General features: G+C 73.3%; 19 protein-coding genes. 14 read left to right on the forward strand and 5 right to left on the reverse strand.

All coding sequences use genetic code 11. From position 1 onward, the window contains the following. Positions 1–47 precede the first annotated feature (47 nt). Positions 48–1,520, forward strand: coding sequence for a DedA family protein (locus tag FB455_RS01610; RefSeq protein WP_013287488.1), 1,473 nt, complete (start codon positions 48–50; stop codon positions 1,518–1,520). Positions 1,521–1,552: 32 nt separating this feature from the next. Next, the gene (locus FB455_RS01615) at positions 1,553–2,422 is read left to right on the forward strand and encodes a transglycosylase SLT domain-containing protein (protein WP_145751928.1); all 870 of its coding nucleotides are present in this window, start codon (positions 1,553–1,555) and stop codon (positions 2,420–2,422) included. Between the two features lie 54 nt (positions 2,423–2,476). Here FB455_RS01615 and FB455_RS01620 read toward each other — a convergent pair whose 3' ends face one another. Further along, entirely contained in the window at positions 2,477–4,603 is a 2,127-nt protein-coding gene (locus tag FB455_RS01620) for an MMPL family transporter (RefSeq protein ID WP_013287486.1), read from the reverse strand. A 136-nt stretch (positions 4,604–4,739) separates the two neighbouring features. Here FB455_RS01620 and FB455_RS01625 point away from each other — a divergent pair, with 136 nt between their 5' ends. The 5 genes from FB455_RS01625 (at position 4,740) to FB455_RS01645 (ending at position 9,933) form a co-directional block, all read left to right on the forward strand. Further along, positions 4,740–5,258 carry a MarR family winged helix-turn-helix transcriptional regulator gene (locus FB455_RS01625; RefSeq protein ID WP_030274141.1) on the forward strand — a complete coding sequence of 173 codons (519 nt, stop codon included), beginning with the start codon at positions 4,740–4,742 and terminating at the stop codon, positions 5,256–5,258. 2 nt (positions 5,259–5,260) lie between these two features. Continuing rightward, positions 5,261–6,910 carry a CocE/NonD family hydrolase gene (locus FB455_RS01630; RefSeq protein ID WP_013287484.1) on the forward strand — a complete coding sequence of 550 codons (1,650 nt, stop codon included), beginning with the start codon at positions 5,261–5,263 and terminating at the stop codon, positions 6,908–6,910. Between the two features lie 170 nt (positions 6,911–7,080). Then, a complete protein-coding gene (locus tag FB455_RS01635) occupies positions 7,081–7,989 on the forward strand; it encodes a hypothetical protein (protein WP_013287483.1) in 909 nt (302 codons plus the stop codon). A 97-nt stretch (positions 7,990–8,086) separates the two neighbouring features. Then, positions 8,087–8,662 carry an ArsR/SmtB family transcription factor gene (locus tag FB455_RS01640; protein ID WP_013287482.1) on the forward strand — a complete coding sequence of 192 codons (576 nt, stop codon included), beginning with the start codon at positions 8,087–8,089 and terminating at the stop codon, positions 8,660–8,662. Beyond that, positions 8,659–9,933: an MFS transporter gene (locus FB455_RS01645; protein WP_013287481.1), complete on the forward strand. Its 1,275-nt coding sequence runs from the start codon at positions 8,659–8,661 to the stop codon at positions 9,931–9,933. Before FB455_RS01640 ends, FB455_RS01645 begins: the two co-directional genes overlap by 4 nt. 49 nt (positions 9,934–9,982) lie before the next feature. On the opposite strand, the gene FB455_RS01650 is transcribed toward FB455_RS01645, so the two are convergent. Continuing rightward, a complete protein-coding gene (locus FB455_RS01650) occupies positions 9,983–10,186 on the reverse strand; it encodes a cold-shock protein (protein WP_013287480.1) in 204 nt (67 codons plus the stop codon). Positions 10,187–10,366: 180 nt separating this feature from the next. Between FB455_RS01650 and FB455_RS01655 the strand changes: the two genes are divergently transcribed. Both FB455_RS01655 and FB455_RS01660 read left to right on the forward strand, forming a co-directional pair. Continuing rightward, positions 10,367–11,041 carry a class I SAM-dependent methyltransferase gene (locus tag FB455_RS01655; RefSeq protein ID WP_013475868.1) on the forward strand — a complete coding sequence of 225 codons (675 nt, stop codon included), beginning with the start codon at positions 10,367–10,369 and terminating at the stop codon, positions 11,039–11,041. A 99-nt stretch (positions 11,042–11,140) separates the two neighbouring features. Next, positions 11,141–11,749: a DedA family protein gene (locus FB455_RS01660; RefSeq protein ID WP_013287478.1), complete on the forward strand. Its 609-nt coding sequence runs from the start codon at positions 11,141–11,143 to the stop codon at positions 11,747–11,749. Between the two features lie 45 nt (positions 11,750–11,794). Here FB455_RS01660 and FB455_RS01665 read toward each other — a convergent pair whose 3' ends face one another. Beyond that, positions 11,795–12,448 carry an MBL fold metallo-hydrolase gene (locus FB455_RS01665; RefSeq protein WP_041784581.1) on the reverse strand — a complete coding sequence of 218 codons (654 nt, stop codon included), beginning with the start codon at positions 12,446–12,448 and terminating at the stop codon, positions 11,795–11,797. A gap of 8 nt (positions 12,449–12,456) precedes the next feature. Beyond that, on the reverse strand, positions 12,457–13,173 hold the full coding sequence (locus FB455_RS01670) for a maleylpyruvate isomerase family mycothiol-dependent enzyme (RefSeq protein WP_013287476.1): 717 nt from the start codon (positions 13,171–13,173) through the stop codon (positions 12,457–12,459). Positions 13,174–13,410: 237 nt separating this feature from the next. On the opposite strand from FB455_RS01670, the gene rsgA reads away from it, so the two are divergent. The 5 genes from rsgA to FB455_RS01695 all read left to right on the forward strand — a co-directional run bounded on the left by rsgA (position 13,411) and on the right by FB455_RS01695 (position 21,693). Further along, on the forward strand, positions 13,411–14,490 hold the full coding sequence (gene rsgA, locus FB455_RS01675; RefSeq protein WP_013287475.1) for a ribosome small subunit-dependent GTPase A: 1,080 nt from the start codon (positions 13,411–13,413) through the stop codon (positions 14,488–14,490). 207 nt (positions 14,491–14,697) lie between these two features. Beyond that, positions 14,698–17,640, forward strand: a complete 2,943-nt coding sequence (gene uvrA, locus FB455_RS01680; RefSeq protein ID WP_013287474.1) for an excinuclease ABC subunit UvrA — start codon at positions 14,698–14,700, stop codon at positions 17,638–17,640. A gap of 118 nt (positions 17,641–17,758) precedes the next feature. After that, entirely contained in the window at positions 17,759–18,247 is a 489-nt protein-coding gene (locus tag FB455_RS01685) for a Rieske (2Fe-2S) protein (protein WP_013287473.1), read from the forward strand. 83 nt (positions 18,248–18,330) lie between these two features. Further along, a complete protein-coding gene (gene uvrC / locus FB455_RS01690) occupies positions 18,331–20,283 on the forward strand; it encodes an excinuclease ABC subunit UvrC (RefSeq protein ID WP_013287472.1) in 1,953 nt (650 codons plus the stop codon). 759 nt (positions 20,284–21,042) lie between these two features. Further along, positions 21,043–21,693, forward strand: coding sequence for a C39 family peptidase (locus tag FB455_RS01695; protein ID WP_013287471.1), 651 nt, complete (start codon positions 21,043–21,045; stop codon positions 21,691–21,693). A gap of 158 nt (positions 21,694–21,851) precedes the next feature. On the opposite strand, the gene recQ is transcribed toward FB455_RS01695, so the two are convergent. Next, complete coding sequence (gene recQ, locus FB455_RS01700) at positions 21,852–23,708, reverse strand: DNA helicase RecQ (RefSeq protein WP_013287470.1); 1,857 nt, start codon at positions 23,706–23,708, stop codon at positions 21,852–21,854. Between the last annotated feature and the right edge of the window lie 127 nt (positions 23,709–23,835).

Genomic DNA, 23,835 nt, shown 5'->3' on the forward strand with positions numbered 1-23,835 from the left:
CCGACCGTTCCAGCGACTGGCATGCTGACACCCGTGCGGGGTGTCCGATGCCTGACCTGCTGAGCTGGCTGCAGGAGCTGCCGCCCCTGCTGATCTACGTGGCCGCCGCGGCGATCGTCGCGGCGGAGACCGCGGTGATCGTCGGGCTGCTGATGCCCGGCGAGGCGACCCTGCTTCTGGTCGGCTTCCTAGCGTACGCGGGGACGCTGCGCCTCGCGCCCGTGCTGGTGGCCATGACCGCCGCCGCCGTGATCGGAGACACACTCGCGTGGCGGGCGGGCCGCCGGTACGGCCCCCGTCTGCGCGCCTCGGGCGTGGGTGCCCGGATCGGCGCGCACCGGTGGCGGCGGGCCGACTCGCTGCTGGAGCGCCTCGGCGGCCGGGGCGTGCTCGCGGCCCGCTGGATCGCGTTCGCCCGCACGCTGGCGCCCCGGCTGGCCGGGTCGGCGGGGATGCCGTACCGGCGGTTCGCGCCGTGGAACCTCGCCGGGGTCGCGAGCTGGGTCGGCGCCTCGGTGCTGGCCGGCTACCTGGCCGGTGAGTCGTACGAGCGGGTGTCGAAGCTGCTCGGCCGGGCCACCGGCGCGGTGCTGGCCCTGCTGCTGTGCCTGCTCGCCGTGGTCCTCGCGGGCCGCTGGCTGGGGCGCAACCCGGACCCGGTACGCGCGCTCACGGCGCGGGCCGCCGCGTTGCCGCCGCTGCGCTGGGTGCGGGCCCGGTACGGGGTGCTGTTCTTCCTGGTCGCCATGCGGGTCGGCCCGGCCTGGACGCTGCTGATCAACCTGGCGCTGGGGCTGGCGTTGCTGTTCGTCGCCGGGCTGGCCGTGGCGGTCCTGCTGGAGGCGGTCGTCGCGCACAGCGGGCTGGGTGTCCTCGACGGGCTGGTCGCCGACTGGTTCGCCGCCCGGCGTACCCCCGGGGTGGTCGACACGGCGCTGCTGGCGGTGTCGGTACTGCGCGGCTGGGTGCTGATCGCCGCGGTCGCCCTGGTCGCCGCGGTGGTGGCGCGGCGGGGCCGGTCGTGGCGGGCCGACCCGCTCGGGGTGCTGGGTACTGTCGGCGCCGCCGTGCCGCTGGTCCTGCTCGTCGTCGTCGCGGACCTGACCGGCCCGGGTGGCCCGGACCGCCCCGGTGACCTGTTCCCGACCCAGAACGCGGTGGTGACCGCGAGCTTCGGCACGCTCGCCTGGCTGCTGTCGCGGGGGGCCCGCTGGCCGGTGGGCGCGGCGGTGTGGACGGCCGCGTCGGCGGGGGTGGTCACTGTCACCGGCGCGCGGCTCTACCTGGGCTTCAGTACGGCGAGCGGCACCGTCACGGCGGTGCTGCTGGGCCTCGCGTGGACGACCGTCTTCGTGGTGGCGTGGGCGACCCGGGACCGGCTGGCCGACCGGGACGAGCGACCGGCCGGCGCGGACCGCGGCGAACGGCCGGCCGACGCGGTGGCGGGGGAGTCGCCGCCCCGGCCCCGGCGCCGCCGGTCCGCGTCGCGGGTACCCCCCGGACCCGTCGATCCTTGCTAGGGTGCGCCGACGGGGGACTACGGGGAGGTCCGATGCGGCGAGGACTCGGCCGATGGGCCGTGACAGTGGTGGCGCTGCTCGCGGCGGCCACGCTGGCGGCGTGCGGCGAGGAGGAACGGCCGGTCCGGGAGGTCGCTGCGGACCTGCCCACGGCGGCCCCGGCGGAGCAACCGCAGGAGGCGCCCGCCGACGCGCCGAGCGAGGAGCCGCCGGCGGTCGCGGCGATGGGCGGCCGGCCCAGCCCGAGCGCGTCGGCGAAACCGAAGCCGCGGGCGAAGCCGTCGCGCACGACCACGGCGCCGCTGGCCCGGCCGAAGCCGCCGACCGAGACCCAGGTGCCACCGGCGCCGCCGAAGCCGGCGGACGACGGCTGCAAGCCGAGCTACCGGGGCACCAAGGCCGGCCAGAGTCAGGTGAAGGCGGCGCTCGCCGACGCGGCGGCGCGGACGTACTGGCCGACGTCGGCGCCGGACATCCGCATCCCGTCGGCGCTGCTGAAGGCCACCGCCTGGCAGGAGAGCGGGTGGCAGTCCAACATCATCGCCTGTGACGGCGGGGTCGGGCTGATGCAGGTCATGCCGGCCACGGCGGAGTGGATGAACCAGCGCTTCGGCCAGTCGTACGACATCGACGCCTACCGGGACAACGCCTATCTGGGCGGCACCTACCTGGCCTGGCTGACCAAGTACATCGGCGACATGTACTTCGAGTCCGACTACCGGCTCGACGCCTCGCTGTGCACCGCCGAGCTGAACTCCTGCCTGCTCAACGCCGTGATCGCTGCCTACAACTACGGGCACGGCGCGGTCGCGCGGGAGGATCAGCCGCTGACCATCCCCAACCCGCAGTACGTGCGCAACGTGCGGGCGCTGATGACCGAGTGCGAGTGCCTGAGCTTCTGAGCGACCGGACGGACGGGCGGGGGCCGGCGTACGCGCCGGCCCCCGCCCGTCTGGTCAGTCCCGCGCGGCGACCGGCTCGGCCGGCGTCGCGGCGGGCGCGTCGGCGTCCCGGGTGATCCGTCCGGGCCACCAGAACCGGTCGCCGAGCAGGAACGCCAGCGCCGGCACCAGGACGGTACGGACCAGCAGCGTGTCCAGCAGCACGCCGATGCAGACGATGATGCCGATCTGGGTGAGCGTGATCAGCGGCAGCACGCCGAGCACCGCGAACACCGCGGCCAGCAGGATGCCCGCGCTGGTGATCACGCCGCCGGTGACCCGCAGCGCCGACAGCATGCCGTCGCGGGTGCCGGTGCGGCGCGCGTCCTCCCGGGCCCGGGTGACCAGGAAGATGTTGTAGTCGACGCCGAGCGCCACCAGGAACACGAACGCGAGCAGCAGCACCCCGCTGTCCAGCGCCGGGAAGTCCAGCACGTGGTCGAAGAGCAACCAGGCCGCGCCGAGGCTGGCGAAGAACGAGCCGATGACTGTGAGCACCAGCAGCAGCGGCGCCAGGAGCCCGCGCAGCAGCAGCACCAGCACCGCGCCGACCAGCAGCAGGATGAGCGGCAGGATCAGCTGGAGGTCCTTGGTGTTGGCCTCGTTCGAGTCGTAGGTGGCCGCGACCGAGCCACCGACCAGGGCACCGTCGGGGGCGTCCGCGCCCTCCACGGCGGGCGGTGCCGAGTCCGGTACGGCGGACACGGCGTCGCGCAGCGCCACCACGGCCCGGTCGGAGGCGGCGCTGCCCGGCTCGGCGGTGAGCACCACGTCGATCTGGGCGACCCGGTCCCCGGCGGCGCCGGGCCGCGCCGAGGCGACCCCGTCGACGCCGCTCGCCGCGGCGAGGACCGCCTGGGCGGCCTGCGGGGTGGTGAGCACCGCGACCGGCTGGGTGCTGCCGGCCGGGAACGCCCGGGCGAGCGTCTCGGCTCCGGCGACCGCCTCGGGCTTCTCGCTGAACTGCTCGGTCTCGGACAGCCCGGTGCGGATGCCCAGGCCGCCGAGGGCGAGGCCGGCGAGCAGCAGGACTGCGAGCGCGGCGACCGGCAGCGGCCGGCGGACCACCAGCTCGCCGAGGCGGCCCCAGATCCGGCCCTCGCGGGCGGCACTGCCGACGCGGGGGACGAAGGGCCAGAACAGGCCCCGGCCGAACAGCAGCAGCGCGGCGGGGAGCACGAACAGGGCGGAGAGCATGGCGAGGATCACACCGGTGGCGCAGGCCAGGGCGAGCGCCCGGTTGGTCTCCTGCTCGGACAGCAGCAGCGTGAGCACGCCGAGGACGACGGTGCTGCCGCTGGCCAGGATCGGCTCGGCGGTGCGGCGCAGCGCCGACCGCATGGCGGCGAACCGGTCCTCCTCGCGGCGCAGTTCCTCCCGGTAGCGGGCGATGAGCAGCAGCGCGTAGTTGGTGGCGGCGCCGAACACCAGCACGCTGGCGATGCCGGTGACCTGCCCGCTGGGCAGGTAGATGCCGAAGGCGGGGACGAGGGACTCCACCACGCGCAGCGTGATCTGCTCGGTGGCGCCCACCACCAGCAGCGGTACCAGCCACAGGAACGGGCTGCGGTAGGTGACGAGCAGCAGCACCGCCACCACGGCGGCGGTGACCAGCAGCAGGGTGGTGTCCGCGCCCTGGAACACCTTGCCCAGGTCGGCGGTGAACGCGGGCCCGCCGGTGACCTCGACGGTCAGCTCGCCGGGCAGGTCACCGACGGCCTCGCGGAGCTTCTCCACCTCGTCGACCACCGCCGACGGGCCGCCCTCGGTGGACAGCGGCACCGCGACCAGCGCCACAGTGCCGTCCGGGGAGACCTGGGCGGGGGAGACCCGCCCGCCGGCGGCGAGCGAGCTCAACTCGCCGCCGAGGCCGTCGAGCACGCTGCGGTCGGCCCCGCTCAACGGGGCCCGGTCGGCGCGGCTGACCACCACCAGGGCGGTCTGGGCGTCCTTGGAGGGCAACTGCTCCTGGAGCCGCTCGACCTGCGTCGACTGCCACTCCACGGACAGGCCGGTGTCGGAGACGGGCGCCGGATTGTCCGGCTTCGGTAGCCCGAAGGCGACCACGCCGACGACGAGTGCGGCGGCCAGCGTGAGCCAGGCGGCCAGCCGGCCCCGGACGACGCGGGTGAACAGAGACATCTGATGCCCTCACATATTGGTCGCGGGGGATTCTCTCTTAACGAGTATCTTGATGAGCGAGATTATCCGCGGTGGTTCTATGCTGCAACCGGAACTGTTCGACAGGGGGTGGCGGCAAGCGGTGGCGGCGCACAGGATGTACCGGCGACGTGACGACCCACGCGGGCGCATGGTGGCCGACATCACCAACGACCTGCGTCGTTACTCGGTCGACGCGCAGCACATCGGGCACGCGTTCGCCGGGCTGCACGGACTCAACGCCACCGACCTGTACGCCCTGATCGCGGTCATGGAGGCCGAGCTGGTGGGCGACCCGATCACCCCCGGCCGGCTCGGCGAGGCGCTCAACCTCTCCTCCGGCTCGGTGACCGCGCTGGTCGACCGGCTGGAGCGCGGCGGCCACATCCGGCGCGACCGGGACACCGCCGACCGTCGCAAGATCCTCCTGCACTACGCCGACCGCGGCGCGACGCTGGCGCAGAGCTTCTTCGGGCCGCTGGGTCGCCGTACCGACGAGGTGATGGACCGCTTCAGCGACGACGAGCTGGCCGTGGTGCACCGGTTCATGGCCGAGATGGTGCACTCCATGCGTACCCACCGGGACGAGATCCGCGCCGCTCCCCGTCGCGGCGACGCCTCCGGCCCGGCCGACTGATCATGCGGCTGGTCACCCGGGCCGCCACCGCGGCGCTGCGACTGCCCGCCGCCCGCACCGGGCGGGTCGCCGTCACCCGGGACATCCCGGTCCGGGTACGCGACGGGGTGACGCTGCGCACCGACCACTACGCGCCCGGTCTGCCCGCCGCGCCGTGCGTGCTGATCCGCACCCCGTACGGGCGGGGCGGGCCGGTCCGGCTGCTGGGCCGCCTGATCGCCGAGCGGGGTTTCCACGTGGTGATCCAGTCGTGCCGCGGCACGTTCGGTTCCGGCGGCGAGTTCGCGCCGCTCGTGCACGAGCGCGACGACGGCCTGGACACGCTGGACTGGCTGCGCCGCCAGCGGTGGTGGACCGGCGCGTTCGGCATGTTCGGCGCCAGCTACCAGGGCTTCGTGCAGTGGGCGCTCGCCGCCGAGGCGGGCGACGAGCTGCGGGCGATGGTCGCCGTGGTGACCGCGTCGGCCACCCGCGACTCCACGTACGCGGGGGAGTCGTTCGCGCTGGACACGGTGCTCACCTGGGCCGAGCTGCTCCAGGCGCAGACGGTGCCCTGGCTGGCTCGGCAGTGGGAGCTCAAACGCGGCCAGCCCCGGCTCGCCCGCGCCCTGGCGCACCTGCCGCTGGCCGAGGCGGACCGGGTCGCCACCGGCGTGACGGTGCCGTTCTTCCAGGAGTGGCTGCGTCACCACACCCCCGACGCCGACTACTGGCGTACCCGGGTCTTCGGCGACCGGATCACCGAGGTCCGGGCCCCGGTGGCGATGGTCAGCGGCTGGCAGGACATCTTCCTGCCGGCCCAGCTCGACGACTACGCCCGTCTGCGGGCCGCCGGGACGCGGACCCGCCTGGTCGTCGGGCCGTGGACGCACGGCAGCCCGGGGCTGCTCCTGGCGTCGCTGCGGGAGGGCCTGGACTGGCTCGACACCCACCTGGCCGGGCGGCCCGGGCCGGAACGCGCGCCGGTACGGGTGCACGTCGGCGGCGACGGCGGCGGCTGGCGCGACCTGCCGGACTGGCCGCCACCGGCCACACCCGCGCGATGGCACCTGCGATCCGCCGGCGGGCTGGCCCCGGAACCGCAGGAGCACGGCGCACCGGACCGGATCTGGTACGACCCGGCCGACCCCACCCCGTCGCTCGGTGGCCCGCTGCTGGTGGCCCAGCGGGCCGGCGCGGTGGACAACCGGCCGGTCGAGGCGCGCCCGGACGTGCTCACCTACACCAGCGAGCCGCTGCGCGACCCGGTCGAGGTGGCCGGGCCGGTACGCGCCGAGATCCACCTGCGCAGCGAACTGTCGTACCTGGACGTGTTCGTGCGTCTGTGCGACGTGGACCGGCGCGGGCGCTCCTGGAACGTCTGCGACGGCCTGGTCCGCGTCGAGCCCGGGCGGTTCCCGCGTGATCCGTCCGGAGTGGTCACCGTGCCGGTGACGCTCTGGCCGACGGCGTACCGCTTCGCGTCCGGGCACCGGCTGCGGGTGCAGGTCTCCGGTGGCGCCCACCCCCGCTACGCGCGCAACCCCGGCACCGGTGAGCCGCTCGGCACCGCTGTGACCCTCCGTGCTGGCTGGCGGGAGATCCTCCACGATCGTGAGCATCCCTCGGTGTTGGTGCTGCCGCTCGTGCCGGCACCGTCCACAGCGGGCTGATAGTTCAAAAAAGCGCCCCTGAGCTGGGCACTTCTGCCTAACCGTGGTTAAGCTCGGAGCAAGTGCCCGGTGCCGTGCAGTTATCCGGCGGGGCGCGTCCGCGGATCGCATGTCATCACGCGGTGTGATTGTCGTGCCCTCGCCGGTCATCGATCGGAAGGGGAGCTGCCATGACGTCGGCCCCGGCGAACCTGCTGGCCGTCCGGAACCTGTTACTCACCTATCTCAACGTCGACAAGAACGCCGTACGCGCCGACGACCTGGAGCCGGCGGAGGTCGGCATCGTCGGCGACGTGAACCACCGTGGCGGTTACCACTGCGGCTCCGACCGGGTCGTCACGAACGACTACTCGGTGGTGGAGTCCAGCCGGGACCGGTCCGGGCTCACGTTGTACGCGTCAGCGCTGGACGTCGGCACGTTCTCGGTCCGCTCCGGCGGCGGCACGCACAACCTGCGGACCTTCTCCGCCTGGATGGTGGCGCAGTGCGCCGCGAACGCGGCCGACACCCGGGACATCCGGGAGATCATCTACTCCCCGGACGGGCGGACGGTGCGCCGCTGGGACCGGCTGGGACGGCGGACCGGCGGCGACAGCAGCCACCTGTTCCACACCCACTTCAGCTTCTTCCGCGACTCCACAAAGGCGGGGCGGGACCAGACCCCGCTGTTCCGCCGCTACCTCACCGCGATCGGGATGATCGCCGTCGTGAAACCGGAGGACGACATGGAACAGACCGACAAGCTCATCGGGAACACCGGCTCGAAGAGCCGTACGGTCGGCGACGTCCTGGCCGACCTGCAGAACCTGCGCAACTGGCTCATCTCGCCGGCGAACACCACCGGGCTGGTCAACCCGCCCATGGCGAACTCGCCGTTGCAGCAGATGCTGGCGATGCTGCGCGCCTGGCCGGCACTCGTGGCGCAGGTGAACGAGTTGTCCGGCAAGGACTTCACCGACGAGCAGCAGATCGTCTCCGGGGTGCTGGCCGGGCTGCCGCCGGAGAAGATCGCCGAGGCCATCCCGCCGCAGATCGCCCGGGACGTGGCCGACGAACTGTCCCGCCGGCTGACCGCCTGACCGTCCGGCGCCGCGACCGTCGTGTCGCGGCGCCCCGGTCCGGCTCATTCGGCAAGAGATATTGCGCAACAGCTCTTGCGAATGTCAGACTCGCCGGATGGAACAGCCCACGGTCCGGCAGGTCACCGACTCGCGGGTGCTCGCCGCGCTCGCCCACCCACTGCGCCGCCGGCTCATGGACGTGCTCAAGGTGTACGGCCCGTGCACAGTCGGCACGCTCGCCGAGCACACCGGCCAGGCGCCGGCGAACGTGAGCCACCACCTCAAGGTGCTCGCCGCCGCGGACCTGCTGGTCGAGGCGCCCGAGCTGGCCCGCGACCGCCGGGAACGCTGGTGGCGGCTGCGCGACCGGGGGGTGCGCTGGTCCAACAGCGACTTCGACGACGACCCGGCGGCCCGGGTGGTGGCCGACGCGGCCAGTTCACTCAACCTGGAGCGGCACGCCGAGCTGGTCCGCGCCTGGCAGGCGGCGCCCGACGAGGCGCACGCCGCGTGGGGCGAAGGGCCGTTCAGCACCGACAAGTGGCTGCACCTGACCCCGGACGAGCTGGCCGAACTCAGCCGCGAGGTGATCGAGCTGCTGGCCCGGTGGGCCGACCGGACGGTGCCCGACGACGGGCGCCGCCGCGAACCGGTCTTCGTGTTCGCCCACGGCGTCCCGGGCCGGCCGTGACCGCCACCGCGCGGACGTCCGGCCCGGTCGACGCGCCGCCCGGCGGCTTGTTCCGGCACCGCGACTTCCGGCTGCTCTGGACCGCCCACACGGTCAGCGCCGTGGGCAACAACATGACCGTCGTGGCGCTGCCGCTGGTCGCGGTCGCGGTGCTCGACGCGACCACGTTCCAGGTGGCGGTGCTCACCGCGGCGGCGTGGCTGCCGTGGCTGCTCGCCGGGCTGCCGGTCGGGGCGTGGGTCGACCGCGTCCGCCGCCGGCCCGTGATGATCGCCGCCGACCTGGTCGCCGCCGCGCTGTTCGCGAGCGTGCCGGTGGCCGCCCTGCTCGGCCTGCTCACCGTCGGCCACCTGCTGGTCGTGGCGCTGGGCGCCGGACTGGCCCGGGTCTTCTTCGAGACCGCCGACCAGGTCTACCTGCCCACGCTGCTGCGTCCCGGGCAGGTGCCCGAGGCCAACGCCCGCCTGCACGCCACCCAGACCGCGAGCTACCTGGTCGGGCCCGGGCTGGCCGGCCTGGTCGCCCAGCTCGTCGGCGCGGTGGCCGCGGTGGCGCTGGACGCGCTGAGCTTCCTGCTCTCCGCGCTGTGCCTGCGCCGCATCCGCGCGGCCGAACCCCGGCCGCACCGTCCCGCCGGGACGACGTCGCTGCGCCGCGAGGTCGCCGCCGGGCTGCGGTTCGTCGTCCGCGACCCGTACCTGCGGGTGCTGACGGTCTTCGGGGCGGCCAGCAACATCGGGCTCACCGGCTACCAGGCCGTGCTCGTGGTGTTCCTGGTCCGCTCGGCCGAGCTGCCCGCCGGGCTGGTCGGCCTCCTGATCGGACTCGCCAGCCTCGGCGGCGTGATCGGCGCCGCGCTGGCCGCGCGCCTGTCCCGGCGGCTCGGCAGCGCCCGGACGCTGCTGGTCGCCGGTGCCCTCACCGGCCCGCCCGCGCTGCTGATCCCGCTCGCCGGGCCCGGCGCGCGCACCGGCTGGCTGGTGCTCGGCGGGATCCTGGTGAGCCTCGGCGTCGCCGTCGGCAACGTGGTCAAGGGCAGTTTCCGGCAGACGTACACGCCGTACCGGCTGCTCGGCCGCGTCACGGTGAGCATGCAGCTGCTCAACTACGGGACGATTCCGCTGGCCGCCCTGCTCGCCGGGGCGCTGGGCGCGGCGTGGGGGCCGGGCGGCGCGATCCGGGTGATGACCGCCTGGCTGGCGCTGACCCCGCTGATCCTGCTGGCCGGGCCACTACGGAAACGGCGCGACCTGCCGGCCGCGCCGTTCTGAGGATGCACTGCGGCGGCGGTCGGAGCCCGACCGCCGCCACCGGCACGCGTTACATCGGACGAACGTTGTCCGCCTGCGGGCCCTTCTGCCCCTGGGTCACCTCGAACTCGACCTTCTGGCCCTCGTTCAGCTCGCGGTAGCCACTGCTCTGGATGGCCGAGTAGTGGACGAACACGTCCGGGCCTCCGCCGTCCTGCTCGATGAAGCCGAAGCCCTTTTCCGAGTTGAACCACTTGACCGTGCCGGTTGCCATGCGTCTCTCCCTGTTCAATGCGAGCGAGCACCGGCTCCGCGGCCGGTGATCGCCCTGTACCACCCTGACAGTAACCGTCCGGACCGGAATCCGCTGCCGGAAGCGCGCGGCGCGCCCGTGAATACGTGCGCGACCGGAAAAAGACCCCGCCGTCGGGCCGGGCACGGCATGCTTGCCCCGATGAGCAGGCAGACGGCTCTGGCCGACCTGGAGCAGGAGATCGCGGCGCCCGGCGGGGGCCCGGACCGCCTGCGCCTGGTCGGTACGCCGTTCGTGCCGGAGGTGCGCCTGTACCTGGCCGAGGACGCCATCCTGTGGTGGGCCCGGATGGAGGCCGCCGCCGGGCGGTCGCTGCCGCCGCCGTACTGGGCGTCGGTCTGGGCCGGTGGCCAGGCGCTCGCCCGGCACCTGCTGGACCACCCGGAGCTGGCCGCCGGGCGGCGGGTGCTCGACCTGGGGGCCGGCTCGGGGCTGGTCGCCATCGCCGCCGCGCTCGCCGGGGCCGACCAGGTCATCGCCAACGACATCGACCCGTACGCGGTGGCGGCGGTCACCGTCAATGCCCGGGCCAACCGGGTCCGGGTGACAGCCGACGGCGCCGACCTGCTCGACGGGGTGACCGGCGCCGACCTGCTGGTGGCAGGGGACGCCCTCTACGACGCGGGCCTGGCCGCCCGGGTCCTGCCCTACCTGCGGCGCTGCGCCGCGCACGGCGTGCAGGTGCTGGTCGGTGACCCGGACCGGGGCCACCTGCCGCCGGACGGGCTGGAACTGGTGGCGAGCTACCCGGTGCCGACCACCGAACCCTCGGTCGACTCCCCGGTACGCCGGGTGCAGGTGCTCCGGCCCCGATGAGCCCGGCTGACCCTAGGGGTCTCCCCGGCCGGGTGTCGGGGACCACTGGGGGATCATGCCCGATGCGCCCGCGTGCCGCCGCCGCATAGCGTGCAGCTCATGAACGAACTCGTGGCCGCCGCCGGTGAGCTGCCCACCACCCTGTTGATGGGGCTGCTCGGCGTGGTCATGCTCGCCGACGCCGTACCCCTGATCGGGGTGCTGGTGCCCGGCGACGCCGCGGTCCTGGCCGCGGTCGGCGCGGGTCGTCCGGCCGGTGGGGCGCTCACCGTCGCGGCGGTGGTCGCGGGCTGCCTGGTCGGCTGGTCGCTGAGTTTCTTCGCCGGCCGGCGCTGGGGCGGGCGGCTGCGGGACAGCCGGGTGGGCGGCTGGATCGGCGAGTCCCGCTGGGCCGCAGCCGAGACGCTGCTGCACCGCGGCGGAGGACGGATCGTGCTGGTGGCGCCGTTCCTGCCGGTGTTCAACGCGTTGCTGCCGCTGGCCGCGGGCGGGCTGCGGATGTCGTACCGGCGGTTCCTGGTCTGCGCGGCGGCCGGGGCGACCGCGTGGGCCGGGCTCTACGTGGCGCTGGGGCTCGCCGCGCGGGCGCTGACCGGCCTGCTCCCCGGGGCGCTCAACCCCACGGTGCTGACCATGGCGGTCGGGCTGCTGCTGGCCGGCCCGGTGCTGCTCGCCACCCGGCGCCGGCTGCGGGCGCTCACTGCCTGACCGCGCCCGGCCCGGCCGTCACGGGGGAGGCCGGGCCGGGCGTCCTCACCAGCCGCGGGCGCGCCACTGCGGCAACGCGGGCCGCTCGGCGCCGATGGTGCTGTCCTTGCCGTGGCCCGGGTAGAACCAGGTGTCGTCCGGCAGCCGGTCGAACAGCTTGGCCTCGACGTCGTCGATGAGCCGGCCGAAGCGCTCCGGATCCTGGTCCGTGTTTCCCACGCCACCCGGGAAGAGGGAGTCCCCGGTGAAGAGATGCGGGGTGCCGGCCGGGTCGCGGTAGAGCAGCGCGATCGAGCCCGGTGTGTGCCCGCGCAGGTGGATGACCTCCAGCCCGCAGTCACCGACCGGCACCGTGTCGCCGTCGGCGAGCCGCTCGGCCTCGATGGGCAGGCCCTCGGCGTCGTCGGCGTGCACCAGCGCGCGCGCCCCGGTCTTGGCCACCACCTCCTCCAGCGCGACCCAGTGGTCCATGTGCTGGTGGGTGGTCACCACGGCGGCCAGCCCGCCGTCGCCGACCAGCTCCAGCAGGCGCGGCGCCTCGTTCGCGGCGTCGATCAGCACCTGCTCGCCGGTGGCGTTGCAGCGCAGCAGATAGGCGTTGTTGTCCATCGGGCCCACCGACAGCTTGGTGACGGTGAGCCGGTCGAGCTCGCGCACGGCCGGCGGACCGCCGGGCGTGACGTCTCCGGTGTAGGTCATGACGATGTTCAGATCCATTCCGGTGGGTTCGGCAGGGGGCCGTCGGGTTCGACGGTGAGCAGCTCGCCCGCGCCCCGGCCGGTCAGCCAGGCGGCGAGTTCCGGCGCGGGGCCGGTGACCGTGGGCGCCCCCTCCGGGTCACCCACGACGAGTTCGGACGCCGCGCCGTCGAAACGCAGCACCATGGCCGGTGCGGCCGGGTTGCCGGCCAGCCCGGTCACCACCTCGTGCAGCAGCCGCTGGGCGAACGCCTCCGGCCAGTCCGCGGGCCGGTAACCGGCCGCCAGGTCGACGTGGTGCACCTCGACCTCGCGCAGCCGCCCCCAGACCAGCATCGCCGCCGGCCACGGGCCACGCCGGGTCTGCACCGTGGCGCCCCAGGCGTCCACGGGCATCGCCGCGACCGCCGCGTCGAAGCGCTGGCCGCTGCGGCGTACGTCGTCCAGCAGGTCGGCCGGGCCGCGGTCGGCGCCGGCGTCGATGTCGTCGGCGCGGGCCTGCGCCGAGGCGTACATCGGGATCTCCTCGCCGGTGCGCGCCGAGGTGAGCAGGTTGACGAACCCGTCGGCGTTGCGGGCCAGGTGGGTGAGCACGTGCGCGCGGGTCCAGCCCGGCAGCAGCGAGGGCGCCGCGACGTCCGCGGCGGTCAGACCGGACACGGTACGCAGCAGCCGGTCGTTCGCCTCGGCCAGCGCGCCGGTCAGCAGCAGGGGGTCGGCGGTCATCGCGTTCTCACCCGTCCGACCCTAGCGGGCCGGACCGGGCCGTGCCCGGGGGGAAATCGCTTTCGGCGCGTCGGCGTGCCACCTACCGTCGGGGCCGACGACATAGGGCCGGCGCCGGACGCGCCGGGCTCCACGTCGTCGGGTACGCGGCACCGGGAGTCGGAGGGGAGGTGGTGCGCATGCCGGTCGCAGCGCGTGTGTTCCGCCGTACCTCCCCTCGACACCGATGAGGACACCATGACTCTCGATCTGACCGCCCTCGGCTGGGACGCCGGCTGGGCGGCCCATCTCGACCGGCGCGCCGGCCACCGTCCCGGGCGGGTCGCCCGGGTGGACCGGGGCGTCTGCACCGTGCTGTGCCCGCAGGGGCCGGTGCGGGCCAGCCTCGGCGGCGGCGTGCTGTCCGCCGCCGCCCGCGACCTGACCGCGCTGCCCTGCGCGGGTGACTGGGTGCTGCTGTCCACCTGGCCGGACGGCCCGGTCACGGTGGAGGCGGTGCTGCCGCGGCGTACCGCGCTGGTGCGGCGTACCGCGGGCAAGGACGCCAGCGGCCAGGTGCTGGCCGCCAACCTCGACGCCGCCGCGGTGGTCGAGCCGGTGCACCCGGAACCGGACGCCGCGCGGATCGAACGGCTGCTCTCCCTGGTGCACGAATCCGGGGCGGAGCCGCTCGTCGTGCTCACCAAGGCCGACCTGGCCGCCGACCCGGCGGCGGTGGCCCGGCAACTGGCCGACCTCGCGCCGGGGGTGCCGGTGCTGCCGGTCAGCGCGGAGCGGGGCACCGGCCTGGCGCCGCTGCGCAGGCACGTCGCCCCGGGGCGCACGCTCGGCCTGCTCGGCCCCTCCGGCGCCGGCAAGTCGAGCCTGGTCAACGCGCTGGCCGGGGCGGACGTGATGCGCACCCAGGCGATCCGCCGGGTCGACGGCAAGGGCCGGCACACCACCACCTGGCGGTCGCTGGTGCCGCTGCCGGGTGGGGGAGCGGTGCTGGACACCCCGGGCGTACGGGCGGTCGGCCTGCTCGACGGCGCGGCCGGCCTGGACCGGGCGTTCGCCGACATCACCGAGCTGGCCGCCGGCTGCCGGTACGCCGACTGCGCCCACGACGCCGAGCCGGGCTGCGCGGTGCGGGCCGCGATGGACGACGGCGAGCTGCCGGTGCGCCGCTGGGAGAGCTGGCGCCGGTTGCAGCGGGAGATCGAGCACGAGGGCGGTCGCCGCGCGGCCCGGCTGGCGGCCGAACGGCGGGGCGGATGGCGGGCCGGGCGGCGACGCACCGGACGTCCGGCGACCCCGCCCACACCCGGGGCATTCTGAGCCGGCCCGGGCCGGTCGGGTGGACCTGCGTGGTTCCCGCCCGACCGGCCTGAGCTGGGGGAATGTTCGCGCGACGGAAGTTGTCATACGTCGGGGCTAGAGTTGCCGAGGCGTCTTTTCTGCGCCCGACAACCTGTGAAAACCACCCAGACCCGGCGTCTGGTGCACAGATCCGCCTCATATTCTTCTTCCGGGAGCACACGCACCGTGGCCGACCGACTGATCATCCGTGGCGCGCGCGAGCACAACCTGCGTGACGTCAGTCTCGACCTGCCCCGGGACGCCCTGATCGTCTTCACCGGGCTCTCCGGTTCGGGCAAGTCGAGCCTGGCGTTCGACACCATCTTCGCCGAGGGCCAGCGCCGCTACGTCGAGTCGCTGTCGTCGTACGCCCGGCAGTTCCTCGGCCAGATGGACAAGCCCGACGTCGACTTCATCGAGGGCCTCAGTCCCGCCGTCTCCATCGACCAGAAGTCCACCTCGCGCAACCCGCGCTCCACCGTCGGCACGATCACCGAGGTCTACGACTACCTCCGCCTGCTGTTCGCCCGCATCGGCGAGCCGCACTGCCCGATCTGCGGCGAGCGGATCTCCAAGCAGAGCCCGCAGCAGATCGTCGACCGCGTCCTGGCCATGGCCGAGGGCACCCGGTTCATGGTGCTCGCGCCGGTGGTGCGCGGCCGCAAGGGCGAGTACGTCGACCTGTTCGCCGAACTCCAGGCCAAGGGCTACGCCCGCGCCCGGGTCGACGGCGTGGTGCACCCGCTGACCGAGCCGCCGAAGCTCAAGAAGCAGGAGAAGCACACCATCGAGGTGGTGATCGACCGGCTCAGCGTCAAGCCGAGTGCCAAGCAGCGGCTCACCGACTCGGTCGAGGCCGCGCTCGGCCTGTCCGGCGGCCTGGTGCTGCTCGACTTCGTCGACCTGCCGGAGGACGACCCGGCCCGGGAGCGCCGCTACTCCGAGCACCTGGCCTGCCCGAACGACCACCCCCTCGCGATCGAGGATCTGGAACCCCGCGTCTTCTCCTTCAACGCCCCGTACGGCGCCTGCCCGGAGTGCACCGGCCTCGGCACCAAGAAGGAGGTGGACCCCGAGCTGGTCATCCCCGACCCGGAGCGCACGCTGCGCGAGGGCGCGATCCAGCCCTGGGCCACCGGCCACAACCTCGAATACTTCCTGCGGCTGCTGGAGGCGCTCGGCGAGGCCGAGCACTTCGACATCGACACCCCGTGGCGGGCGCTGCCGTCGCGGGCGCAGAAGACGATCCTGCACGGCTCCGACGACCAGGTGCACGTGCGCTACCGCAACAAGTACGGCCGTGAGCGCTCCTACTACACCGGCTTCGAGGGCGTGGTGCAGTGGATCGAGCGCCGGCACACCGACACCGAGTCGGAGTGGTCCCGGGACAAGTACGAGGGCTACATGCGGGACGTGCCCTGCGCGGCCTGCGGCGGCACCCGGCTCAAGCCGGAGGTGCTCGCGGTCACCCTGGCGGGCAAGAGCATCGCCGAGGTCTGCAACCTCTCCGTCGGCGAGGCGGCCGACCTGCTCGCCGGCATCGAGCTGACCGACCGGCAGAAGATGATCGCCGAGCGGGTCCTCAAGGAGATCAACGCCCGGCTGAAGTTCCTGCTCGACGTCGGTCTGGACTACCTCTCGCTGGACCGCCCGGCCGGCACGCTCTCCGGCGGTGAGGCCCAGCGCATCCGGCTGGCCACCCAGATCGGCTCCGGCCTGGTCGGCGTGCTCTACGTGCTCGACGAGCCGTCGATCGGCCTGCACCAGCGCGACAACCACCGGCTCATCGAGACGCTGCTGCGGCTGCGCGGCCTGGGCAACACGCTGATCGTGGTCGAGCACGACGAGGACACCATCCGGGTGGCGGACTGGATCGTCGACATCGGCCCGGGCGCGGGCGAGCACGGCGGCAAGATCGTGCACAGCGGGTCGGTGCCGGCGCTGCTGGACAACACCGAGTCGGTCACCGGGGCGTACCTGGCCGGGCGGAAGTCCATCCCGACGCCGGCCGCCCGCCGGCCGCAGACGCCGGGGCGCGAGCTGGTGGTGCACGGCGCGCGCGAGCACAACCTGCGCAACCTCACCGTGAGCTTCCCGCTCGGCCAGCTCATCGCGGTCACCGGCGTCAGCGGCTCGGGCAAGTCGACGCTGGTGAACGACATCCTCTACACCGTGCTCGCCAACCAGATCAACGGCGCCCGGCTGGTGCCCGGCCGGCACACCCGGATCACCGGCCTGGAGAACGTGGACAAGGTCGTCGGCGTGGACCAGTCGCCGATCGGGCGGACGCCGCGCTCCAACCCCGCCACGTACACCGGTGTCTGGGACCACATCCGCAAGCTCTTCGCCGAGACCACCGAGGCCAAGGTGCGCGGGTACGGCCCGGGCCGGTTCTCGTTCAACGTCAAGGGCGGGCGCTGCGAGGCGTGCTCCGGTGACGGCACGATCAAGATCGAGATGAACTTCCTGCCGGACGTCTACGTCCCCTGCGAGGTGTGCAAGGGCGCGCGCTACAACCGCGAGACGCTCGAGGTGCACTACAAGGGCAAGACGGTCGCCGAGGTGCTGGACATGCCGATCGAGGAGGCGGCCGAGTTCTTCTCCGCCATCCCGGCCATCCACCGGCACCTCAGGACGCTCGTCGACGTCGGCCTCGGCTACGTCCGCCTCGGCCAGCCCGCGCCGACGCTGTCCGGCGGTGAGGCGCAGCGCGTCAAGCTCGCCTCCGAACTCCAGAAGCGCTCCACCGGCCGCACCGTCTACGTGCTCGACGAGCCCACCACCGGCCTGCACTTCGAGGACATCCGCAAGCTGCTGATGGTGCTGGAGGGCCTGGTCGACAAGGGCAACACGGTCATCACCATCGAGCACAACCTCGACGTGATCAAGACGGCCGACTGGCTCATCGACATGGGCCCCGAGGGCGGCCACCGGGGCGGCACCGTGCTCGCCACCGGCACGCCGGAGGAGGTCGCCGAGGTGCCGGAGAGCCACACCGGGCAGTTCCTGCGGCCGATCCTCAAGCTCGACGGCGAGGCCAAGGGCGCCAAGGCGGCCACCACCCGGGCGGCCAAGGCCAACGGCAGCGCCAAGACGCGGACCCGCAAGGTCCCCGCCGGGGCGCGCTGACCCATCCGGTACGCGTTTTCGCAGGCCGGGCCGTCGGTGCCCGGTCTGTGACGCGCCAGTATGAACCGTGCCCCACGCTGGTGCGTGTTTCCGCAGTAAGCCGAGAGAAAGGCCGGATATGAGTGATGATCAGGCGCTGACCCGACCGGTCACCCAGAGCCGCCGTACCCTGCTCACCGGAGCCGGAGCGATCGGCGCGGCCGTGGTGCTCGCGGGCTGCGGCAGCGACGACGACGCGTCCCCCGGGCTCGCCCCGACCAGCGGCGGCCCGCCCGGCGCCACCGCGACCGGCGACGCCGGCGGCGGCGACCGTGACGGCGGCAGCGCGCTGGCGCGCACCTCGGACATCCCGGTGGGCGGCGGCGCCGTCTTCGCCAGCCAGGGCGTGGTGATCACGCAGCCCGAGGCCGGCCAGTTCAAGGCGTTCGACCCGATCTGCACGCACCAGCGCTGCCCGGTGTCGAACGTCGACGGCGGCACGATCAACTGCACCTGCCACAACAGCCGGTTCTCGATCGTCGACGGCTCGGTGAAGGGCGGCCCGGCCACCAAGCCGCTCGCGGCGAAGGAGATCAAGGTCGACGGCGACCAGATCACGCTGGCCTGACCCGTTCCGCGCCCCCGCCGGCCGGTCGTCGGCGGGGGCGCGGTGACGGTCGCGTGTCAGGGGTGCGGACTAGGCTTGACGCCGTGGCTGACCCCTCGACCTACCGTCCCGCGCCCGGCACCATCCCGGAGTCGCCAGGGGTCTACCGCTTCCGCGACGGCACCGGCCGGGTGATCTACGTCGGCAAGGCGCGCAACCTGCGCAGCCGGCTCAACTCCTACTTCGCCGACCCGGTCGGCCTGCACCAGCGCACCCGGCAGATGGTGTTCACCGCCGAGTCGGTCGACTGGATCACCGTCGCCACCGAGGTCGAGGCGCTCCAGCAGGAATACACCTGGATCAAGCAGTACGACCCCCGGTTCAACGTCCGCTACCGCGACGACAAGTCGTACCCCTATCTCGCGGTCACGCTCGACGAGGAATACCCCCGGTTGCAGGTGATGCGCGGCGTGAAGCGCAAGGGTGTGCGCTACTTCGGGCCGTACTCCCACGCCTGGGCCATCCGCGAGACGCTCGACCTGCTGCTGCGGGTCTTCCCGGCGCGGACCTGCTCGTCCGGGGTGTTCAAGCGGGCCGGCCAGGTCGGCCGGCCCTGCCTGCTCGGCTACATCGGCAAGTGCTCGGCGCCGTGCGTCGGCAGCGTCACCGCAGAACAGCACCGGGAGATCGTCGACGGCTTCTGCGACTTCATGGCCGGCCGCACCGACACCATGGTCCGGCGGCTGGAGAAGGAGATGCTCGACGCCAGCGAGCAGCTGGAGTTCGAGCGGGCCGCCCGGCTGCGCGACGACGTCGCGGCGCTGCGCCGGGCGATGGAGAAGCAGACGGTGGTGCTCGGCGACGGCACCGACGCCGACGTGGTCGCGTTCGCCGACGACCCGCTCGAAGCCGCCGTGCAGGTCTTCCACGTCCGCGGCGGCCGGGTGCGCGGCCAGCGCGGCTGGGTGGTGGAGAAGACCGAGGAGCTGACCACCGGCGACCTCGTGCACCACTTCTGCACCCAGGTGTACGGCGGCGAGCAGGGCGAGGCCGACGTGCCCCGCGAGCTGCTCGTCCCCGAGCTACCAGGCGACGCCGACGCGCTCGCCGACTGGCTCACCGCCCGCCGGGGCAGCCGGGTGTCGCTGCGGGTGCCGCAGCGCGGCGACAAGCGGTCGCTGCTGGAGACTGTCGAGCGCAACGCCAGGGACGCGCTGGCCCGGCACAAGCTCAAGCGGGCCGGTGACCTGACCACCCGCAGCCAGGCGCTCGACGAGATCGCCGACGCGCTCGCCATGAACACCTCACCGCTGCGCATCGAGTGCTTCGACGTGTCCCAGATTCAGGGCACCGACGTGGTCGCCAGCATGGTCGTGTTCGAGGACGGGCTGCCCCGCAAGAGCGAATACCGCCGGTTCATCGTGCGCGGCGCCACCGACGACCTGTCGGCCATGTCCGAGGTGCTGCGGCGGCGCTTCGCCCGCTACCTCGACGCCCGCGCCGAGACCGGTGAGCTGGGCGAGGAGACCGCCTCCGACCCCGACCGGCCCGGCATCGACCCGACCACCGGGCGACCGCGCAAGTTCGCGTACCCACCGCAGCTCGTCGTGGTCGACGGTGGCCCGCCCCAGGTCGCCGCCGCCGCGAAGGCGCTCGCCGAGCTGGGCATCGACGACGTGGCGCTGTGCGGGCTGGCGAAGCGGCTGGAGGAGGTCTGGCTGCCCGACGACGAGTTCCCGGTGATCCTGCCGCGCACCTCCGAGGCGCTCTACCTGCTGCAACGGGTCCGCGACGAGGCGCACCGCTTCGCCATCACGTTCCACAGGCAGCGGCGCTCCAAGCGGATGACCGAGTCGGCGCTGGACAACGTCCCCGGCCTCGGCGAGGTACGCCGCAAGGCGCTGCTGCGGCACTTCGGCTCACTGAAGCGGCTGTCGTCCGCCACGGTGGAGGAGATCACCGAAGTGCCCGGGGTGGGCCGGCGTACGGCCGAGGCGATCCTGGCCGCGCTGGACGGCTCCACCACCACCACCACCGAAGCCGCCCCCCGCCCCTGACCCGTTCCCCGGCTCCTGCCCGTTCCTGCTCGCGCCCGTTGTCCGGCCCGCCGGCAACGCCCGAGTGGAACACCATGGGTGTCTCCGCCCGCATTTGACACCCATGACGTTCCACCGACGGCGCTGGTCCCGATGGGCGGAAGCGTCATTCCACCTCCTGGGAGGGTTCCGCGGGTGGTTTGGTGGGGGTTGTGTCGCCACGCGAGGGCGGGTGACCCGTCGTCCCCGCCCTCCCGCCCCGGCCTCGGCCTCGGCCCCGGCCCCGGCCTCGGCCCCGGCGATCTTGCACTTTGGGCCCGTGGGATGCCCGTTTCGCGAGGCATATCCGGCACCAAAGTGCAAGATCGCGCGCGGGCAGGGGTGGATCTTGGTGTTCGGAGCGGAGATCTCCGTGCACCCATCCGCGCGGCGCGGGTGGTTTGGTGAGCGGTGTCCGGTTCGCTGCGATGGGCGGGGGCCTGGCTGTGGTCGGTGCCATCGTCAGCGTGGAATCGGTGGGCGGCGCGGGGCGTTGTACATGGCTGACCGCCGAGGAACCGGGTCGAGCGCCGGACACCGGCCCGCCCGGCACCCGGGAGCGGATCGCCAGGTCAGGGAATCGGCCTGGCCCGGTCGTCGTTACATCCCCGAGCCGCGGAGCAGGCCCCCCCAGGGTCGCCCGCGCGCCAGCCCTATCGACGGGCACCCCCAAAGACTTTCCCCCCTTTCGCGCGGCGTCCCCTTCGCCGCGTCATCCCCCACTTCAGGGAGGCAACCATCATGGCTACCACTCTGCTGCGTAAGACCGTTCTGACCGCTGCCGGTATCGCCGCCACCGCCGGCGGCATCGCCGGCCCCGCGATCGCCGCCCACGCCGCCCCCACCACCACCAGCGTGGTGGCGGACCGCAAGGGCCACGGCGAGCGGGAACTCGACGTGCGCTACGAGGCGCAGCCCAACTTCTACTTCTGCGGCCCCGCCGCCGCCCGCAACGCCCTGAGCGTGCAGGGCAAGAACATCGACGTACACACCATGGCCAAGGAGATGGGCACCACCGAGGCCGGCACCAACAGCATCAACGACATCACCCCCGTACTGAACAAGGAGACCGGCACCAAGGACGCCTACAAGTCGGTCGAGATCAGCACCCCCAAGGCCGACGACAAGCAGACCGACACCCTGCGCGCCGACGTCGTCAAGACCGTCGACGCCGGCCGGGCCGTGGTCGCCAACATCGCCGGCACCGCCACCGACACCGACGGCACCACCCACTCCTTCGAAGGCGGCCACTACATCAGCGTCATCGGCTACCGCGACAACGGCAACACCGTCACCATCGCCGACAGCGCCGACCCCACCACCGCCACCTACCGCATGAACATCGACAACCTCGCCGACTGGATCGCCACCCGCGGCTACAGCACCAGCTAAGACAACACCGCCGCGCCGATGGCTGCAGAGCAAGAAAACGCAGCCAACGCGGCCAGCACGACCTCGCGGACCAGAGCACCACCGCGTGAACCCCAGCGAGGCCACAGCACACCGGAAGGGCCCGACCCCCACCACGGGGTCGGGCCCTCCCGCGTGCGTCAGGACTCGGCGAGGACGGCCAGGATCGCCTCGCCGTACTTGGCGAGCTTGTTCTCGCCGACCCCGTTGAACCGGGACAACTCGGCGAGGGAGGTGGGCGGCTCGGCGGCGATCTGCCGCAGGGTCGCGTCGTGGAAGATGACGTACGCCGGGACGCCCTGCTCCTTGGCGGTGGCCGCGCGCCACGCGCGGAGCCGCTCGAAGACGGGCGCGGCGGCGGGGGAGAGGTCGGCGACCACAGTGGCGGCGCCCCGCGGCTTGGCGGACCGGCCGGCGGCCGGGCGCTCGGGCTCCTTGCGCAGCGTGACGGTACGGCGCCGGCCGAGCACGTCCGCGCTCGCCTCGGTCAGCGCCAGCGTGCCGTAGTCGCCCTCGACCGCGAGCAGACCCTCGGCCAGCAGTTGCCGCACCACCCCACGCCACTCGGCCTCGCGCAGCTCGGTGCCGATGCCGAACGTGCTGAGCGCGTCGTGGCCGTACTGGTCGATCTTGTCGGTGTGCTTGCCGAGCAGGATGTCGATGCTGTGCCCGGCGCCGAACCGCTGGTTGCGCTCGCGGTCGAGCCGGAAGACGGTGGACAGCAGCTTCTGCGCGGCGACGGTGCCGTCCCAGGACTCCGGTGGTTCGAGGCAGGTGTCGCAGTTGCCGCAGTCGGCCACGCCGGTTTCGCCGAAGTATTCGAGCAGTTGGGAGCGGCGGCAGCGGACCGTCTCGCAGAGCGCCAGCATGGCGTCCAGGTGGGCGGCGAGGTTGCGCCGGTGCGCCAGGTCGCCCTCCGACGTCTCGATCATCTTGCGCTGCTGCACGACGTCCTGGAGTCCGTACGCCAGCCAGGCCGTGGACGGCAGCCCGTCGCGCCCGGCGCGGCCGGTCTCCTGGTAGTAGCCCTCCACCGACTTCGGCAGGTCCAGGTGGGCGACGAAGCGCACGTCGGGCTTGTCGATGCCCATGCCGAACGCGATGGTGGCGACCATGACCAGACCGTCCTCGCGCAGGAAACGCTGCTGGTTGGCGGCGCGGGTCGAGGCGTCCAGCCCGGCGTGGTACGGCAGCGCGGGGATGCCGTTGGCGACCAGGAACTCGGCGGTCTTCTCCACCGAGGCGCGGGACAGGCAGTAGACGATGCCGGCGTCGCCGGAGTGCTCGTCGCGCAGCAGGCTGAGCAGCTGGCGGCGCGGCTCCCGCTTGGGCACGATGCGGTACTGGATGTTGGGCCGGTCGAAGCTGGCCACGAAGTGCCGGGCCTCGGTGAGCCGCAGCCGGGTGGCGATCTCGGTGCGGGTCGCCTGCGTCGCGGTGGCGGTCAGCGCGATCCGCGGCACGTCCGGCCAGCGTTCGTGCAGCATCGACAGGTTGAGGTAGTCGGGGCGGAAGTCGTGCCCCCACTGCGAGACGCAGTGCGCCTCGTCGATCGCGAACAACGCGACCCGGCCGCGTTCCAACAGGCCGAGTGTGGACCGCACCGCGAGCCCTTCCGGGGCGAGGTAGAGCAGGTCCAGCTCGCCGGCGAGGTAGGCCGCCTCGACCCGGCGCCGCTGCGCGGGATCCTGGGTCGAGTTGAGGAACCCGGCCCGGACGCCGACCGCCGTCAGGGCGTCGACCTGGTCCTGCATGAGCGCGATGAGCGGGGAGACGACCACCGCCACACCGTCGCGGACCAGCGCGGGGATCTGGTAGCACAGCGACTTGCCGCCACCGGTGGGCATGAGCACCAGCGCGTCGCCGCCGGCCACCACGTGCTCGACGACCTCCTGCTGGAAGCCGCGGAAGGCGTCGTACCCGAAGACGCGGCGCAACACGTCGAGCGCGTCGCCGGCCGGTGGGGAGGTGGTCCGCTCGTCGGTGGGGGAGACCATCCGCGCAGTCTACGAGCGTCCCCCGACACCGACCGTCCCGGCGAGCCGTCACGAGCGCGGCGACTTGTTCCGGTCGTCACCCCGTGGAATCCCGGGCCGGGTCGCAGCCGTTAGAGTCGCTGATTGA

This window comes from Micromonospora sp. CNZ296, from assembly GCF_007827635.1.

Bases quoted from the DNA above. Each gene is read 5' to 3' on its own strand.
- FB455_RS01610 (WP_013287488.1), top strand. From the start codon at position 48: ATGCCTGACCTGCTGAGCTGGCTGCAGGAGCTGCCGCCCCTGCTGATC.
- FB455_RS01615 (WP_145751928.1), top strand. From the start codon at position 1,553: ATGCGGCGAGGACTCGGCCGATGGGCCGTGACAGTGGTGGCGCTGCTC.
- FB455_RS01620 (WP_013287486.1), bottom strand. From the start codon at position 4,603: ATGTCTCTGTTCACCCGCGTCGTCCGGGGCCGGCTGGCCGCCTGGCTC.
- FB455_RS01625 (WP_030274141.1), top strand. From the start codon at position 4,740: ATGTACCGGCGACGTGACGACCCACGCGGGCGCATGGTGGCCGACATC.
- FB455_RS01630 (WP_013287484.1), top strand. From the start codon at position 5,261: ATGCGGCTGGTCACCCGGGCCGCCACCGCGGCGCTGCGACTGCCCGCC.
- FB455_RS01635 (WP_013287483.1), top strand. From the start codon at position 7,081: ATGACGTCGGCCCCGGCGAACCTGCTGGCCGTCCGGAACCTGTTACTC.
- FB455_RS01640 (WP_013287482.1), top strand. From the start codon at position 8,087: ATGGAACAGCCCACGGTCCGGCAGGTCACCGACTCGCGGGTGCTCGCC.
- FB455_RS01650 (WP_013287480.1), bottom strand. From the start codon at position 10,186: ATGGCAACCGGCACGGTCAAGTGGTTCAACTCGGAAAAGGGCTTCGGC.
- FB455_RS01655 (WP_013475868.1), top strand. From the start codon at position 10,367: ATGAGCAGGCAGACGGCTCTGGCCGACCTGGAGCAGGAGATCGCGGCG.
- FB455_RS01660 (WP_013287478.1), top strand. From the start codon at position 11,141: ATGAACGAACTCGTGGCCGCCGCCGGTGAGCTGCCCACCACCCTGTTG.
- FB455_RS01665 (WP_041784581.1), bottom strand. From the start codon at position 12,448: ATGACCTACACCGGAGACGTCACGCCCGGCGGTCCGCCGGCCGTGCGC.
- FB455_RS01670 (WP_013287476.1), bottom strand. From the start codon at position 13,173: ATGACCGCCGACCCCCTGCTGCTGACCGGCGCGCTGGCCGAGGCGAAC.
- rsgA (WP_013287475.1), top strand. From the start codon at position 13,411: ATGACTCTCGATCTGACCGCCCTCGGCTGGGACGCCGGCTGGGCGGCC.
- FB455_RS01685 (WP_013287473.1), top strand. From the start codon at position 17,759: ATGAGTGATGATCAGGCGCTGACCCGACCGGTCACCCAGAGCCGCCGT.
- FB455_RS01695 (WP_013287471.1), top strand. From the start codon at position 21,043: ATGGCTACCACTCTGCTGCGTAAGACCGTTCTGACCGCTGCCGGTATC.
- recQ (WP_013287470.1), bottom strand. From the start codon at position 23,708: ATGGTCTCCCCCACCGACGAGCGGACCACCTCCCCACCGGCCGGCGAC.